Consider the following 15031-nt stretch of genomic DNA (forward strand, 5'->3'; position numbering starts at 1 on the left):
ATTATCATGAAGAAAACCCTATTGCTCATTGCCTCCATATGCCTGTTCATTACTGCATTCCGATTCGCCGATTTCCCGGAGGCAGTCATTTCAAACGGCATCATTAATGCGAAGTTAATGATGCCGGATGCCAGCTCAGGCTATTATCGTGGCGTGCGTTTCGACTGGGCAGGACAGGTTGCCAGCCTTGATTACAAGGGGCACTCTTATTTTGGGCAATGGAACAGCACCTATGATCCCAAATTGCATGACGCCATTATGGGGCCGGTTGAGGAGTTCGTCGCATTGGATTTTGATGCGGTAAAGCCAGGTGAAACATTCGTGAAAATCGGCGTTGGAGTGCTGGTTAAGCCTGATGATAAAAACTATTCGTTCGCAACGAATTATGAGGTGAAAGATGCCGGTAAATGGACCGTTGACAAGAAAAAGGATCACGTAACATTCACGCATACATTGAAAGACGCAACAGGCTACGGTTATGTATATACAAAGACATTAAAACTGGTTAAAGGAAAGCCCCAACTTGTTTTAGAACACAGCCTTAAAAATACCGGCTCGAAAGAAATTTCAACCAGCACTTACAATCACAACTTTTTCATGATCGATAAAGAGCCAACGAACGAGCATATACGGATCGTTTTTCCTTTCGAAGTAAGTGGGGAAGGAGCAGGATTTGGGACCATTATCAATGCAAAAGGCAAAACGCTTAACTATGCAAGGCCGGTTGTAAATGGCGATCAGATATTCTCCAGTGGCCTGAAAGGCTTCGGGGCAACCGCGAAAGATTATGATATACGCATTGAAAATACAAAAACATCAGCTGGCGTAAGAATTACGGGTGACAGGCCTTTGGAGAAATTGGTATACTGGGCCAATCCCACCACCTCATGCCCTGAGCCCTACATTCACATCAGTGCAAAACCGGGTCAGGAAACAAAGTGGAACGTCAACTACGAGTTCTACACTTTTTGACCTGCTAAACCTTAGCGTTATATTTCTATTTTTGATGCGTGCAAAAGAGAACCCTTTCTCAATAGAATTACTTCGTATATGAAAAATTTATTTAATGCTGTTCCAATGATCTTAACGCAGGCAGTTTGGGTAAACCAATGCGCAATTTGTGGATAAGATACTTATTGTTAATAAGATAACTATTTGGATATGTAAGACCATCGGTCGAAAAATGCCTCTGATTAATTTTAAACAAACAATATTGAAATAATATTTGATAGCACGAAAATGTCACTCTTAGGAATAGTTTTGGATGTCACTGCGAGTATCAGACCATCGACAACTAAACTGAACTAAGATGAAAACTTTAAAAGCATTTATCCTGATTGCAGCGCTGGGAGTTTCTGCCGCAAGCTATGCGCAAACTGTTCCAACAACGCCAACATCCCCATCGCAGCCACAGAGTGTGCCTACGCAGGATCCAACCACCACAACGCCCTCATCATCTAATCCGACGACTGAGAAAAAGGCAGAGTTTAACTCTCCTCAATCTCCCGTAAGGCCTTCAAATACACCGTCGGAAGATACCTTGATTAAATCCCAGGGCGCGTCCGGTGCAGTAATAAAGGATTCGCTTGTGCCGGCGAGTGATAAAAAGATGGATAGGAAAAATCGTAAGAAAAATAGAAAAGACGCGAATGCAACCGATACAAATTCATCTGGCTCAGTAATCGAAGCCGACAGAAAACCATAATCATCAACAAACAAAAATTAAAATGCCCGAAATTCAATTTCGGGCATTTTGATTCAATGCAATTGCTTGAAGGGTCGGGAGACGAAAGTTCTTGTGAAATCAGTAATGCGCAACTTGCTGGGGTACAGCCGGTTCAAGATCTGATTCCAAAAAAGGCTGGGTAACCACTGCTTTATTTTCATTTACCCAAGTACACCAAACTTTTCCGTTATAACTTCTTTTCGTTACAGGCGTTGAGTTACCATTTACATAGGTTACAATGTCTACAATTTGATATTCATCAACTTGCATAATACGGGTTCCGTTCTTCTCCTTCACCCAGTCATCCTTCATATAGTTCAATGTGACCATCGGTTTATGTGTTATCGTCCGATGGTATTTTAAAATTTTATGCCACTTTTTAAAGTCAGCGAAAACATAAATATAAAATTTTAAAATACCATGTAGAAGGGTAGAATTACTTTTATAAATGCTGTGGCAAGAATTTTATATTATATAGAACACGCGTTGTATACCGTGGTTACAACCGATATGCGGCGTACAAATGCTGAATTTTATTCATTGTATTATTTGAGTATTTTTTAGGACAATTAAATTAGCGTATCATGAAACATGCAGACACTAGAAAGACGATATTGTCTTTGAGCAACGAAAGTTTCAAACACTATCTTTTGCTTCGTTATGTAGATGATTCCAGCGATCCGAAATGGAAGAGGCTAAGCTTTGTTTCCGTAGAATTGATTGCGCCGGAAGTTTGGATCCAGCTTCATAATTATGCCCGTGCAGATGTGGAAAGTCAGGGAGGGCGATTGATTGGCTATGAGGTGATTGATGAGAAGCTCGTGAGGCACGATAGCATTCGCTCCAATTCGTGGCCGGCAGATTGGATGTGGGTTATTCAAAAGAGGGATAATTGAACGAGCAGATTAACACAAGCCGTTTATAAATCAGTAGCGAATTATAGGTAATAAAAAAGGGGACAGATGTCCCCTTTTTTTGCTAACCATAGTAATAGATATCACGGTTCGTTCCCAGACTGCACCTTTTTGGCGACTGCCTTTTTAATGCCTCCCAGCAACCTTTCCCTGAAAATAAAACATAGTGAGAACAGGACTAATGTAAAGCCGAGCAACACTACGAAACCAAGATAATCGCTGTTAAATGCATTGTTCAGGAAATGGCCCAGCAAAACGACCACCATGATCACGATCATAAATACAATGATCGCAACAAATGCGTAGTAGGAAAAAGGTGCGGTGATCTGTGCAATTTTCGCCTTGATCTCAGCCCTGATCGCATTCAGCTTGTCATCGATGAACTGGGTGACCGTGTCCATCATTTTATGCGTCACTTCCTTTGGATTTACGGAGGTTGTGGCGTGCTGTGCATCCGCCATAGCCTGTTCGGGCTTATCCTGTTCCATTTCCCTCCTTACCATGAGCACCGCATGCTCATTAGGCGAAATCCCGACACCGTCGGTTTTTGCATAAACTTTGGTAAACTCCGCCCCGAAATAGAGAATAATAGAGGAATAATAAACCCAGGTCAAAAGGATCACGATTGAAGCGGAAGCACCATAGGTTGCGCCAAGATCCTGTTTTCCAAGATAAAAGCTGATGCCAAATTTACCAATTGCGAAAAGGATAGCTGTAAATGCCGCGCCGACAATGCACTCTTTCCAACGTACATGGCCATCGGGCAATATTTTAAATATGACAGAAAAAAGTGCCGTAATGATCGCCATTACCACGACGACATTCAATACTGAGAAAAAGATCACAGACACTTCTGAGAAATAGCGCTCCAAACGCGCACTCATCAAATCAACCAGAGTATTCACACCCAGGGAAACGATGAGTAAAAAGCCTAATGTGATAATGATGGAGAATGATAGCAGCCGGTTTTTAAGATATTGCAGCCATCCTTTTTTGGGTTTGGATTTGATAGACCATATGTAATTGATCGAATCTTGTATCTCGGCAAAAACCCCGGTCGCACCAATGAGCAGCGTCACAATCCCGATTGTGGCGGCAAGTCCTGATTTATTGGAAAGCTCTGCATTTTTAATCAACTCCTGCAACTGCAAGGCAGCCTCCTTGCCAACCAGACCACTTATTTGCCCAAACAGTTCACCTTGAAATGCTTCCTTCCCAAATACAATGCTTACGATCGAGATGATCACCAGCAGCATCGGAGCGAGGGAAAAAATAGTGTAATAGGATAGCGCAGCGCTTAATTTAAGGCAATTGTCTTCCATAAACTCTGAAAAACTGTCCTTAAAAAGCGATAAGAAAAACTTAGGTTTTGATGTAGTAGCGTCCATGGTGAAGCATGCTTTCGTGTAAACGCCAACCACTGGTAAATATCCATGCCAGTTTGGGTCGCATTGTTGCGGGTATGATTTTTAAAGAAGCAGGCATCAACATTCAACAACTAATAATTCCAATCATGAAAAAGGTAATCGCAAGTTTGATAGTTACTTTCGCCGTTTCTGCTTCGGTATATGCACAATCTACTACGCAGTCGACCAATCCGAAACAACAAGGAACTGCCACTGCGGACAGCAGCAAAACCGGTGGAAAAAATGAAGGAACAGATACGCAGGGAACTACGCAAGGCGCCAATCACGAGGTAGGGAACTCGAATGCTACCCAACCTGGCAAAGCCGGACAAGTGAATGGCTCTAACAAAACCAGCGGAACAGGTAAGGAAGGTAACGGCGCGAATGGCAAATCCAATGTGAATAAAATGAACAAAGGAGACGCTACATTGAACAAAGGAAACAAATCAACTCCGAAGAAAGAGAACTGATCGAAAGGAAGAAACTGATAAAATAAATTGCTAAGAATAGTCTGTCCCGGCATTGGGGCGGACTTTTCTTTTGAGAGTCAAGCTTGAAAATTGGTCAGTGATAATGTATTAAATCCTTGAAGTGGATTCGCGTACGATAAGCTCTCCCGAAAGCACAACTTCTTCGCCTGCAAAACCTGCTTTTTTAATGTGGATCAACAACAATTCACAGCTCTTGCGACCGATTTCGTAAGCAGGCTCAGCTACGGTGGACAATGTCGGTGATATAATTTCACAGATAGGATCATTAGTGAACCCAATAACACCGACTTCTCCCCCAATCCGAATGTTTTTACGCTTCAAAGCCACCATCGCCCCAATGGCTTTACGATCATTAACTGCAAAAATGGCGTCAGGCTTTTCAGTATTTTCTGTAAACAACTGCGCAACATCCGATTCTCCGTCTTTTTGAGAAAACCCCGAATAAACTACCCAATCATTATCAAAATCCAGGTTATGCTCCCGGAGTGCGTGCTGATAGCCGCGCAGTCTGTTTTCAGTCAGCAACACACCCTTTGGGCCGGTAATATGCGCTATTTTTCTATATCCTCTTTCAATAAGGTGATTTACAGCCTGATAGGCGCCGTTATAGTCGTCCTGCATGACCTTTGAAATACTGATCTCCTCGGGAACACGATCAAAAAAGACAACGGGAAGTCCGTCGTCAATGAGTTCCTGGAAATGCTTGCAAGCGTCGGAAGGTGAAGAAACGCAAGCCAGTAAACCGTCCAGGCTGCTTAATGAAAGATCATGAACGATCTTTTTTTCCAGCTCCGGCGAGTCGTTTGTTATGTATAAAATAATGCTATATCCCTTATGCTGAGCTACTTCCTGAATGCCGGTAATGACCGTTGAAAAATAATAATTGGTTATAGCCGGGATGATCACGCCAATCTTATGCGTGCTGCTTTTGACCAGACCCGTTGCATTAAAATTAGGCTTATAATGCATTTCCTCCGCTTTTTCCAGCACCAGCGTCCGCGTCTGCGGGCTCACGTCATAGGCATCCCGCAACGCCCTGGAAACCGTCGCGACGGAGATGCCGAGTGCTTTTGCAATGTCCTTGATGGTGGCTGGTCTTCGCATGGGTTTAGGGTCTGAAAGCTTTAAAAAACGTCAGTCGTTTTCGATAACGTTCTCGTTAATAATTAACTGCAATGTCAGCGATAGCTAATCGAATCGTTGTAAAATTGTAAGTATATCAAACTAAACCCATGAAAAAAAGAGATTTCCTCAAACTTACCGGGCTGAGCAGCATCGGGTTGCTAAATGCCGGTTATGCAGGTGCCAGCCCGCTCGATTTGCCTGCCAGGATCGTTCCTGCGGCTCCGAAGTTCAACATGAGCGGTTATGCCGCGCCGAAAATTGAAACCGTTCGCATCGGATACATTGGGCTTGGTAACAGAGGCGGCGGAGCCATTCAAAGGATCAAAAAGTTAGAAAATGTGCATGTTACCGCACTTTGTGATATCCGGCCAGAAAAAGCCGAGGAAGCAAGAAAGACTTTTGAAGGAACAGGCCATAATCCCAAAGTGTATTCCGGAACAGCCGATGCCTGGAAAAAAATGTGCGAGCAGGAAGATCTCGATCTCATTTACATTTGCACGCCATGGAGCCTGCATGCACCAATGGCCGTTTTTGCAATGCAGCACGGCAAGCACGCGGCCGTAGAAATCCCCGCCGCCGTCACAGTGGACGAATGCTGGCAGCTGGTTGAAACCTCAGAAAAAACAAAGAAGCATTGTATGATGCTCGAAAACTGCTGCTATGATTTTTTTGAATTACTAACCCTTAATATGGCCAGACAAGGCTATTTTGGCGACATTATTCATGCCGAGGGTGCTTATATACATGACATTTATGATTCCTTTTTTGATAAATCCAAACGTTTCGACCTCTGGCGTCTGAAAGAAAACCAGCGTAACGGTAACCTCTATCCGACGCACGGGCTGGGACCTGTTGCGCAGATCATGGACATTAACCGGGGCGATAAAATGGATTATCTGGTAAGCATGGCAAGCAACGATTTTATGCTGCAAGCCCGCGCTGAAAAACTGGCCGCCGAAGATCCCGAGTTCAAACAATTCAAAGGGAAGAAGTTTCGTGGGAACATGAACACGACAACCATCCGGACTGCAAAAGGCAGAACGATCATGTTGCAGCACGACGTAACTTCGCCGCGCGTTTATTCCAGGTTGCATGTGATCAGCGGCACCAAAGGCTCCGCGCAAAAATATCCATTGCCCGAAGGCCCGGCAGGAACTCCCGAAGGACGCATTGCCAAGGGTCATGAATGGTTAAAAGACGCAGAATTCAAAGCATTGGAACAAAAGTACCAGCCCGAAATCGTGAAAAGAATCGGTGAGCTGGCGAAGAAAGTAGGCGGTCACGGCGGCATGGATTTTCTAATGGACTGGCGCCTTATCGACTGCCTCAGAAACGGCCTCCCCCTGGATCAGGACGTTTATGACGCCGCTTCATGGAGCGTGATCTCGCCGCTGAGCGAATGGTCCGTAGCGCATCGCTCCAATTCCATCGACATCCCCGATTTCACCGCCGGGGCCTGGAAATCCAACAAGCCCGTGGACATTGCCCTTTCGCAAGGCGGCAATACGGGTGTGAAATCGTAATTTCTGAGTTAAAATAAAATCTTAATCAAGAACAGATTGTAATGAAAGTTGTCATTTCGGAGACTAAGGAAGAGTTAGGAACACAAGCGGCAACGCTTGCAGCAGAGCTAATCCGCAAAACCATCGCAGAAAAGGGTTTTGCGAACATTATCCTGGCCACAGGAACCAGTCAGTTTCAAACTTTGGAACAATTAATAAGAGAGGAAAATATAGACTGGGGCAAGGTTACCATGTTCCATCTTGATGAATTCATCGCCTTGCCGTTGGCCCATGCAGCCAGTTTCAGGAAATATCTAAAGGAACGTTTTCTGGACAAAGTGCCTCCGTTAAAAGCCGTTCACCTGATCAATGGCGAGGGAAACATTACGGCGGAGATTGAGAATCTGAACAGCATTATCAGCCACCACCCGATCGATGTAGCTTTGGTTGGCATTGGTGAAAACGGGCATCTGGCATTCAATGATCCGCCCGCAGATTTTGAAAATGAAAAACCATACCACGTCGTGAACCTGGACGAACCTTGCCGCATGCAGCAAATGGGCGAGGGCTGGTTTGGTTCGCTGGACGAGGTGCCCTTGCAGGCCATTAGCATGACAGTGAAGCAGATCATGAAGTCGGAACACATTGTCTGCTCGGTGCCGGATGAGCGTAAGGCGCTGGCTGTGAGGAATAGTCTGACGGAGGAAGTAAGCAACATTTATCCGGCGAGCATCTTGCAAAATCATGCACATTGCACATTTTTCCTGGATAAAAGCTCCGCATCCCTGCTGCCCGAAAGTGTGATTGCCTAACCCAACTATGATATGAAACCTGAAAATCCGGAGGGAAACAATGAGCGGCGGGAATTTTTGAAAGCGTCATTGACTGCCATGGCAATTCCACTTAGCTTTGACATTCATGCAATTTCAAATTTTATCCCGGCGCAAAACATGGTTTCTGAAAACGCATCTTTACCTGGCAAAAGCATTATCGGCTACTATGGAAGCTGGGCTGCCTCATTATTGAAACCCGTTCCGCCGCTTTCGTTCAGGGATCCCAAATGGAAAGATCTCGCAACCTGGAAAAAAGAAGCCTATGCCAAAGCGCAGGAACTGATCGCCAGCCCGCCGAAGTCAGCTTTGCCAAAAGTTACGGTCGATAAAAAATACATTTACGATGGTCTGGAAATCGAGGAGATTTCCTGGCAGTTGCCGTACGGCCGCAAAACCCAGGCCATTGTATTGAAGCCGCAAGGCACCACCAAGCCGCTTCCTGCTATCCTGGGCTTGCATGACCATGGTGGTAAGAAGTATTTTGGATATCGGAAAATTGTCAAAACCGCAGATGAACAGCACCCGCTGCTGGTGGAGCACCGCGCAACCGATTATAGCGGGATAGCCTGGGCCAATGAAGTTGCCAAGCGTGGCTATGTGGTGCTGGTCCATGACACATTCACATTCGGGAGCCGTCGCGTTATGTATGAAGATGTGGAAGGTTTAACCTGGGGCGATGTGGACACGACGGGAAAATCGGACCAGGATCCTGAAAAAAGTGAGCACATTGAAACCTACAATCAATGGTCCGGCGCGCATGAGCATGTCATGTCCAAGTCACTTTTCAGTGCCGGGACGACGTGGCCGGGTGTTTTCCTGGCCGAAGATCAGGTCGCGCTCGATATTTTGGAACAGCGTAAGGACGTGGATCCCCAACGTATAGGGTGTGGCGGTTTGTCGGGCGGCGGTTTGCGGACTGTTTACCTCGGTGGAATGGATCCGCGTATTAAATGTGCAGTATGCGTTGGTTTCATGACCACCTGGACAGATTTGATCTTAACAAAATCCGTAACCCACACCTGGATGACTTATACGCCGCTTTTGCCCAAGTATATGGATTTTCCCGAAATCCTGGGCCTGAGAGTGCCTTTGCCAACATTGGTTCAGAACAACAATCAGGACGAGCTTTACACGCTTCCTGAAATGAAAAAGGCGGATAAAGTTTTAGGAGATGTGTACAAAAAAGCGGGTGCACAGGATAAGTATCTGGCCAAATTCTACGACGGAGAACACAAGTTCGACGCTGCAATGCAGAAAGACGCATTCGACTGGTTTGATAAATGGCTTAAATAATGCTGATGGACAGAGTCATAGGCAATAATTAAATTGGTAATCATGAGACTCATCATTATGGATGAATCACAAAAATGTTTACATTTACGGGCACGTGCCCGTAACTTATATCAATCATGGCAGCTCGATCCACTTCCCGCAGACATTTCATTACAACTGGCTTAACCGCGGCCGCAGGGTTGTCGGTGATCGCCAATCCGCTTTTTGCAGCGCGGTCAAGAGCCGCTGACAGGATTCGTTTGGGCATCATAGGCACGGGTTCCCGGGGAGCCGGCCTCTGCACATTGATCAAGGAAATGCCGGAAATTGCGCTGGTTGCATGCTGCGATACCATTCCTGAAAATCTGCAAAAGGGATTAAGCCTGGCCGAAAAAGGAGCAAAAGGATATTCGGATTATCGCAAGTTACTTGAAGATAAAAGCCTTGATGCGGTCATTATAGCCACACCGCTTTACCTGCATTATCCCATGGCTGTTGCCGCTATACAGGCTGGAAAGCACATTTATCTCGAAAAATCAATGACTTACGACATTCCGCAAGCCATTGATCTAGTCAAAAAAGTGCGTGATTCGAAACTCATTTTTCAAATCGGCTATCAATATCGTTACTATGGCCTTTATCATCGCGTTAAGGAAATAATCAAGGAAAACTGGCTGGGCAAAATCACCCATTTTGAATGTCAGTATAACCGAAATTCCAACTGGCGTTTTCCTGTGAAAGACCCGAAAATGGAGCGCCAGATCAATTGGCGAATGTATCGAGAATATTGCGGCGGTCCGCTTTCTGAGCTTTGCGCGCACGAAATTGATGTCGTAAATTATCTCGTCGACAGTCATCCCACGAAGGTGGTTGGGCTGGGAGGCATTAATTATTGGAAAGATGGCCGCGACACTTACGACAACATCCGGACGGTTTACGATTATCCGGGCGGCGTGAAAGCCAGCGTAACTTCGGTGTTATCAAATGCTTATAATGGTTACAGTATCAGGATTTTAGGAGATAAAGCGACCGTGGAAATCCTGCGCGATAAAGCATACATCTACGCAGAATCCACCAACAATGCCAAAGGAACTGTGGATGGCGTCACTGGCGCAACATTGGCTGTAACCACGCAAGGTAAAGGCATGGAAGTAGCTTACGGAAAACCCGGGGAAGAAAGTCTGGAACCCACCGTTTATGCTTTGCAGGATTTTATAAAATGCATTAAGGATAAAAAACAGCCGATTTCTAATGTCGAAACGGGCCGCGATGGCTCTATTGCGATCCATATGGGCAATGCGGCTGCGGACACGGAAGCTGTGCAGATCTGGAAACCGGAATACTCCGTTTAAGCCATGCGGCTTTCAAACTATAAACAATTTTTGCTCGCAGGCATAGCCATTCTGGTCTTGCCTGCTTTTTGCATTCTGGATATTCCGGAAACTAAATCGTTCAAGCGTTTTCAGATCAGTGGTTTAGCACAGGGAACGAGCTATGCGGTCACTTACTATGCTGAATCTGAATCGGTAAAAAAATCGCAGATCGACAGCATTTTCGGCCAGCTGGATCATTCACTTTCCATTTATAATCCCAATTCAATCATCAGCCGGTTCAATGCATCCGATTCCGGTGTGGACATTGATGACCACTTTTACAATGTGGTCAGGAAATCGCAGGAAATTTTCAAGGAAACGGAGGGCGCATTTGACATAACCGTTTATCCGCTCGTTCGGGCGTGGGGATTTGGGAATGAACGGGTTAGTGCCATTCCGGACGCTGCTAAAATTCAATCTTCAATGCCTTGCATTGGTTCGGAAAAGCTGCACTTAAGCAGCAGCCGGCTTACTAAGGATTTGCCTTGCGTTAAAATTGACGTTAATGGTATTGCACAGGGTTATAGCGTAGATGTAATGGCTAATTTTCTGGAATCCAATGGTATAGCAAACTATTTGGTCGAAATAGGAGGAGAAATAAGGGTTAAGGGTAGAAAGTATCCCGAAAATACGGCCATGTCCATCGGCATTGAAAAGCCAGCTGAAAATGAATTTCAGGCCGCAGGCATCCGGCAGGTTATCCAGGTCCCGGATGGCGCGGTTACCACATCGGGAAGTTACCGTAACTTCCGCAAGCTCGGTTCGCGGCGGATTTCCCACATTATCGATCCCAAAACAGGTTATCCCGCATCGACAGAAATAATCAGCGCCACCGTGATCGCCGACGATGCGATAACTGCCGACGGATATGATAATGCATTGCTCCTCATGGGTTTAGATCATGCAATGGAATTTTTGAAAAGGCGTAAAAACCTGCACGCCTATTTCATTTTCCAAAGGCCGGACAGCACCATTGCCGACACAACCACCGCCGGATTCAGCAAGTTTTTAAAGCCCTGATAGCAGCGTTTTTATTCCCAAACCTTCCTCAAAACTGCTTCTGCAATTTTCGAGAACGTTAACGGTAACGTTCTCGCTACTATTTTCAGCAAATGTCATTGAACCAGAATGAATTCATTGTAACATTGTTCTGCCTCCAAATTAAATTCTGACTAACGGCGAAATGCAGGTTTTAAATTTTCACAATCTCCTATTGTGAAGCAGAATTGCTATGCGAAAAAAATGATAACCAAACTCTTATGAAACTAAAATTACGACAGAACAAATCCATGAAAATCTGCCTGATGCTCGCATTGCTGACGAGCTTGGCGTGGATCGGGCCCATGTGGCTTGGGCAGAATCTTCATGCGCAAGATTTGAAAAACATTTCGGGCAGTGTCCTGGATAGCGTGACCACGGTTGGCCTGCCTGGCGTTTCGGTGATCGTGAAGGGCACCCAGCGTGGAACCACCACCGATGCCGAGGGTCGTTTTTCGATTCAGGCGGCCGGTTCGGAGGTGCTGACTTTCAGTTTTGTCGGATATAATCTTAAAGAAATTCCCGTAGGAACGAAATCGGTGATAGAAACCACGCTGCAACCGAGTGTGAATGCATTGGATGAGCTGGTTGTGGTCGGTTATGGCACGATGAAAAAGAGTGATTTAACAGGGGCGGTGATCCGGATTGATGCCAAAACGTTTAAAAATCAGCCCATGACCCAGCTTACCGACATGCTGACCGGAACCGTTGCCGGCTTCAATGCCAACCAGGGCGCGACGGCTGCGGGCGGAAGTTCGCTGCAAGTACGCGGTCCCAAATCGCTGAATGCGTCCACAAATCCCATGGTCGTGATGGACGGAGTGATCTTCAACGGCAGCATTGCGGACATTAACCCGGCCGACATTGAAACGATGGACATTCTGAAAGATGCCAGCTCGGCGGCCGTATTTGGGGCAAGAGCAGCAGGTGGCGTCATTTTGATTACAACCAAAAAAGGCGCAACCGGAAAGCCAATCATTAATTTTTCTGCAAATGTGGGCATTACCGAGCCCACCAATGACTTCAAGCCTTTCGATAAGGACGGTTATCTTACATTCAGGAGGGATCTGCTCAAAGCCACGAACCCGAATAATCCCACATTTTACTATGATAACCCGACCCAACTGCCTGCTGGCGTGACCATTGACCAATGGCGGAATGCGAGTAACAATCCGCAGCAGGACAACACCCAGGAATGGCTGGGACGCCTGCGTTTTTTTCCTATTGAAACTGAAAATTTCCTCGAAGGCAAGTCTGTGGACTGGTATAATGAGGTCATACGGACAGGTAAGCGACAAAATTACGATGTCAGCATCGGGGGCGGATCGGATAAAGTAACATATTACTGGTCATTGGGTTATCAAAATAACGAAGCCGTTTTACGCGGGGACAAATTTTCTACCATCCGGTCACGATTGAATGTGGATTTCAAGGTTACCGACTTCCTGAATGTGGGTGTAAACACGCAGTTTGCAGACCGGGATGAGAGCGCTGTGACGGCAAATCTGGGCCAAATGTTCATTATGAGCCCTTACGGGTCCATGTTTGAAGACAATGGCGACGTTTCCTGGTATCCCAACAGCTTCGCAACAGCCAATCCGCTGATCAATTATTTTGGGCAGGAAAAAATGAGAAAGATCAACACATTATTTGCGTCCATGTATGCAAAGATCAAGCTGCCCTTTGGTTTCGACTACAAAATTTCTTTCCAGCCGCGCTATGAAACGCTGAAAGATTATAGTTTCTGGTCGTCCAAAACGCTTGATGGCGGTTCTACACGCAGTAACGGTTATGGAACACGCGATGATTCTTCCACTTACGAATGGATACTGGACAACCTGCTGCATTGGAATAAGGAATTTGGCGCGCACCGTTTTGATCTCACATTGCTTTACAGCTCCGAACGAAACCGCGGCTGGGCTTCCACGATCAGTAATCAGACTTTTGTACCCAATCAAAACCTCGGATACCACGGCCTGCAATATGGCACAAACCCGGCATTACTGACCAATGATACGCAAATCACAGGCGACGCTGCAATGGCGAGATTGAACTACACATTATTGGATAAATATCTGATCACAGCTTCGCTCCGGAGAGATGGCTTTTCCGCATTTGGAACAAAACAACCAAGGGCAACCTTCCCGGCAGCGGCGGTTGCATGGAAAATATCGGAAGAGAAATTCTTTAACCTCGATTTTGTAAGTCAAATGAAGCTCCGTGCCTCCTGGGGAGTGAATGGTAACCGCGATATCGGCGCATATTCTGCCCTTGCGCAACTTCTTTCAACCCAATATTATGATGGTTCCAATGTGCAGGTGGGGGTTTACAACAATTCGCTGGCTAATCCCGATCTGGTTTGGGAAAAAACGCGCTCTATTAACTTCGGGATGGATTTGAGCTTGTTGAAAAACCGCGTGGATCTGAGTATGGAATATTATGATATGACCACTACGGACCTGTTAATGAACCGCTTACTCCCTGAAATCACAGGCTTTAAAAACATTACATCCAACCTGGGTGAATTGGGAAACAAAGGTTTTGAAATGACAATCAACACCATTAACACCGAAAAACGCAATTTCAGCTGGCGGTCGAGTTTGGTTTTTTCCTTTAACAGAAACAAGATAAAGCGTCTTTTTGGGGATTATGAAGAAAAAACCGTGGATGGAAAGACCGTTACCACCGAGCTGCCGGATTATTCCAATGAATGGTTTCCAGGACAAGCATTAGACCGCGTCTGGAATTACGACGTGACGGGAATCTGGCAGTTGAATGAAAAGGAAGCGGCAGAAGTCTATAAGTTGCAACCGGGCGATTTCAAGGCAACGGATGCAGACGGAAATGGCAAATATGAGGCATTAGCAGACAAAATGTTCATCGGTTACCGCCAGCCCCGGTTCAGGGTTGGGCTCCGGAATGAATTTACGTTCCTCAGATATTTCTCGGCATCCGTGTTTTTGCGGGGTGAATTTGGTCACATCGCACCTTTCCAGGAAGGTTTAAGATCAGGCGGATCAGACACTTACGATCGCCGCAATACCAATGATTTCCCTTACTGGACGCCGGAAAACGGCAACAACGAATATGCGCGGCTTAACACCAACACAAACGTTTTTGGCGGCGGAATCCAGATTTACAGACGCCTTTCTTTTGTGCGGATCCAGGATGTGAACCTTTCCTATGCATTGCCCGGGGCAATATCTGAGCGGTTGAAATTGAGCAGCTTACGGATATTTGCATCTGGACGCAATTTATACAGTTTTGATAAATGGCCCGGCTGGGACCCCGAGTCGGTTAATGTGGCCATGCCCCGGAATTTTACGCTCGGTTTGAACTTGTCATTGTAAT

The 15031-nt window shown here is 45.8% G+C and carries 13 protein-coding genes; 10 read left to right on the forward strand and 3 right to left on the reverse strand.

Translation table 11 applies throughout. The features are described from left to right. The first annotated feature begins 6 nt into the window (after positions 1-6). The gene (locus NFI80_RS20115) at positions 7-972 is read left to right on the forward strand and encodes an aldose epimerase family protein (protein WP_235165988.1); all 966 of its coding nucleotides are present in this window, start codon (positions 7-9) and stop codon (positions 970-972) included. 337 nt (positions 973-1309) lie between these two features. Beyond that, on the forward strand, positions 1310-1705 hold the full coding sequence (locus NFI80_RS20120; protein ID WP_235165989.1) for a hypothetical protein: 396 nt from the start codon (positions 1310-1312) through the stop codon (positions 1703-1705). Positions 1706-1804: 99 nt separating this feature from the next. Here NFI80_RS20120 and NFI80_RS20125 read toward each other — a convergent pair whose 3' ends face one another. Then, complete coding sequence (locus tag NFI80_RS20125) at positions 1805-2056, reverse strand: hypothetical protein (protein WP_035361827.1); 252 nt, start codon at positions 2054-2056, stop codon at positions 1805-1807. A 254-nt stretch (positions 2057-2310) separates the two neighbouring features. On the opposite strand from NFI80_RS20125, the gene NFI80_RS20130 reads away from it, so the two are divergent. Beyond that, positions 2311-2622 carry a hypothetical protein gene (locus NFI80_RS20130; protein WP_235161109.1) on the forward strand — a complete coding sequence of 104 codons (312 nt, stop codon included), beginning with the start codon at positions 2311-2313 and terminating at the stop codon, positions 2620-2622. Between the two features lie 101 nt (positions 2623-2723). Here NFI80_RS20130 and NFI80_RS20135 read toward each other — a convergent pair whose 3' ends face one another. Beyond that, entirely contained in the window at positions 2724-4028 is a 1305-nt protein-coding gene (locus NFI80_RS20135) for a YihY/virulence factor BrkB family protein (RefSeq protein ID WP_235165990.1), read from the reverse strand. Positions 4029-4153: 125 nt separating this feature from the next. Between NFI80_RS20135 and NFI80_RS20140 the strand changes: the two genes are divergently transcribed. Continuing rightward, entirely contained in the window at positions 4154-4516 is a 363-nt protein-coding gene (locus NFI80_RS20140; RefSeq protein WP_235165992.1) for a hypothetical protein, read from the forward strand. Between the two features lie 108 nt (positions 4517-4624). On the opposite strand, the gene NFI80_RS20145 is transcribed toward NFI80_RS20140, so the two are convergent. Then, positions 4625-5641, reverse strand: a complete 1017-nt coding sequence (locus NFI80_RS20145) for a LacI family DNA-binding transcriptional regulator (RefSeq protein WP_235165994.1) — start codon at positions 5639-5641, stop codon at positions 4625-4627. A gap of 128 nt (positions 5642-5769) precedes the next feature. Here NFI80_RS20145 and NFI80_RS20150 point away from each other — a divergent pair, with 128 nt between their 5' ends. From NFI80_RS20150 to NFI80_RS20175, 6 genes are all read left to right on the forward strand, one after another. After that, complete coding sequence (locus NFI80_RS20150) at positions 5770-7185, forward strand: Gfo/Idh/MocA family protein (RefSeq protein ID WP_235161112.1); 1416 nt, start codon at positions 5770-5772, stop codon at positions 7183-7185. Positions 7186-7226: 41 nt separating this feature from the next. Next, the gene (locus tag NFI80_RS20155) at positions 7227-7976 is read left to right on the forward strand and encodes a glucosamine-6-phosphate deaminase (protein ID WP_235161113.1); all 750 of its coding nucleotides are present in this window, start codon (positions 7227-7229) and stop codon (positions 7974-7976) included. Between the two features lie 12 nt (positions 7977-7988). After that, positions 7989-9290: an alpha/beta hydrolase family protein gene (locus tag NFI80_RS20160; protein ID WP_235161114.1), complete on the forward strand. Its 1302-nt coding sequence runs from the start codon at positions 7989-7991 to the stop codon at positions 9288-9290. A gap of 116 nt (positions 9291-9406) precedes the next feature. Next, positions 9407-10621: a Gfo/Idh/MocA family protein gene (locus tag NFI80_RS20165; protein ID WP_235165996.1), complete on the forward strand. Its 1215-nt coding sequence runs from the start codon at positions 9407-9409 to the stop codon at positions 10619-10621. A 3-nt stretch (positions 10622-10624) separates the two neighbouring features. Beyond that, a complete protein-coding gene (locus tag NFI80_RS20170) occupies positions 10625-11662 on the forward strand; it encodes an FAD:protein FMN transferase (protein ID WP_235165998.1) in 1038 nt (345 codons plus the stop codon). Between the two features lie 239 nt (positions 11663-11901). After that, on the forward strand, positions 11902-15030 hold the full coding sequence (locus NFI80_RS20175) for a SusC/RagA family TonB-linked outer membrane protein (protein ID WP_235165999.1): 3129 nt from the start codon (positions 11902-11904) through the stop codon (positions 15028-15030). Position 15031 lies beyond the last annotated feature (1 nt).

This window comes from Dyadobacter chenhuakuii, from assembly GCF_023821985.2.
Classification (GTDB): domain Bacteria; phylum Bacteroidota; class Bacteroidia; order Cytophagales; family Spirosomataceae; genus Dyadobacter; species Dyadobacter chenhuakuii.

Coding starts and splice junctions, on each gene's coding strand:
- NFI80_RS20115 (WP_235165988.1), top strand. CDS start 7: ATGAAGAAAACCCTATTGCTCATTGCCTCCATATGCCTGTTCATTACT.
- NFI80_RS20120 (WP_235165989.1), top strand. CDS start 1,310: ATGAAAACTTTAAAAGCATTTATCCTGATTGCAGCGCTGGGAGTTTCT.
- NFI80_RS20125 (WP_035361827.1), bottom strand. CDS start 2,056: ATGGTCACATTGAACTATATGAAGGATGACTGGGTGAAGGAGAAGAAC.
- NFI80_RS20130 (WP_235161109.1), top strand. CDS start 2,311: ATGAAACATGCAGACACTAGAAAGACGATATTGTCTTTGAGCAACGAA.
- NFI80_RS20135 (WP_235165990.1), bottom strand. CDS start 4,028: ATGGACGCTACTACATCAAAACCTAAGTTTTTCTTATCGCTTTTTAAG.
- NFI80_RS20140 (WP_235165992.1), top strand. CDS start 4,154: ATGAAAAAGGTAATCGCAAGTTTGATAGTTACTTTCGCCGTTTCTGCT.
- NFI80_RS20145 (WP_235165994.1), bottom strand. CDS start 5,641: ATGCGAAGACCAGCCACCATCAAGGACATTGCAAAAGCACTCGGCATC.
- NFI80_RS20150 (WP_235161112.1), top strand. CDS start 5,770: ATGAAAAAAAGAGATTTCCTCAAACTTACCGGGCTGAGCAGCATCGGG.
- NFI80_RS20155 (WP_235161113.1), top strand. CDS start 7,227: ATGAAAGTTGTCATTTCGGAGACTAAGGAAGAGTTAGGAACACAAGCG.
- NFI80_RS20160 (WP_235161114.1), top strand. CDS start 7,989: ATGAAACCTGAAAATCCGGAGGGAAACAATGAGCGGCGGGAATTTTTG.
- NFI80_RS20165 (WP_235165996.1), top strand. CDS start 9,407: ATGGCAGCTCGATCCACTTCCCGCAGACATTTCATTACAACTGGCTTA.
- NFI80_RS20170 (WP_235165998.1), top strand. CDS start 10,625: ATGCGGCTTTCAAACTATAAACAATTTTTGCTCGCAGGCATAGCCATT.
- NFI80_RS20175 (WP_235165999.1), top strand. CDS start 11,902: ATGAAACTAAAATTACGACAGAACAAATCCATGAAAATCTGCCTGATG.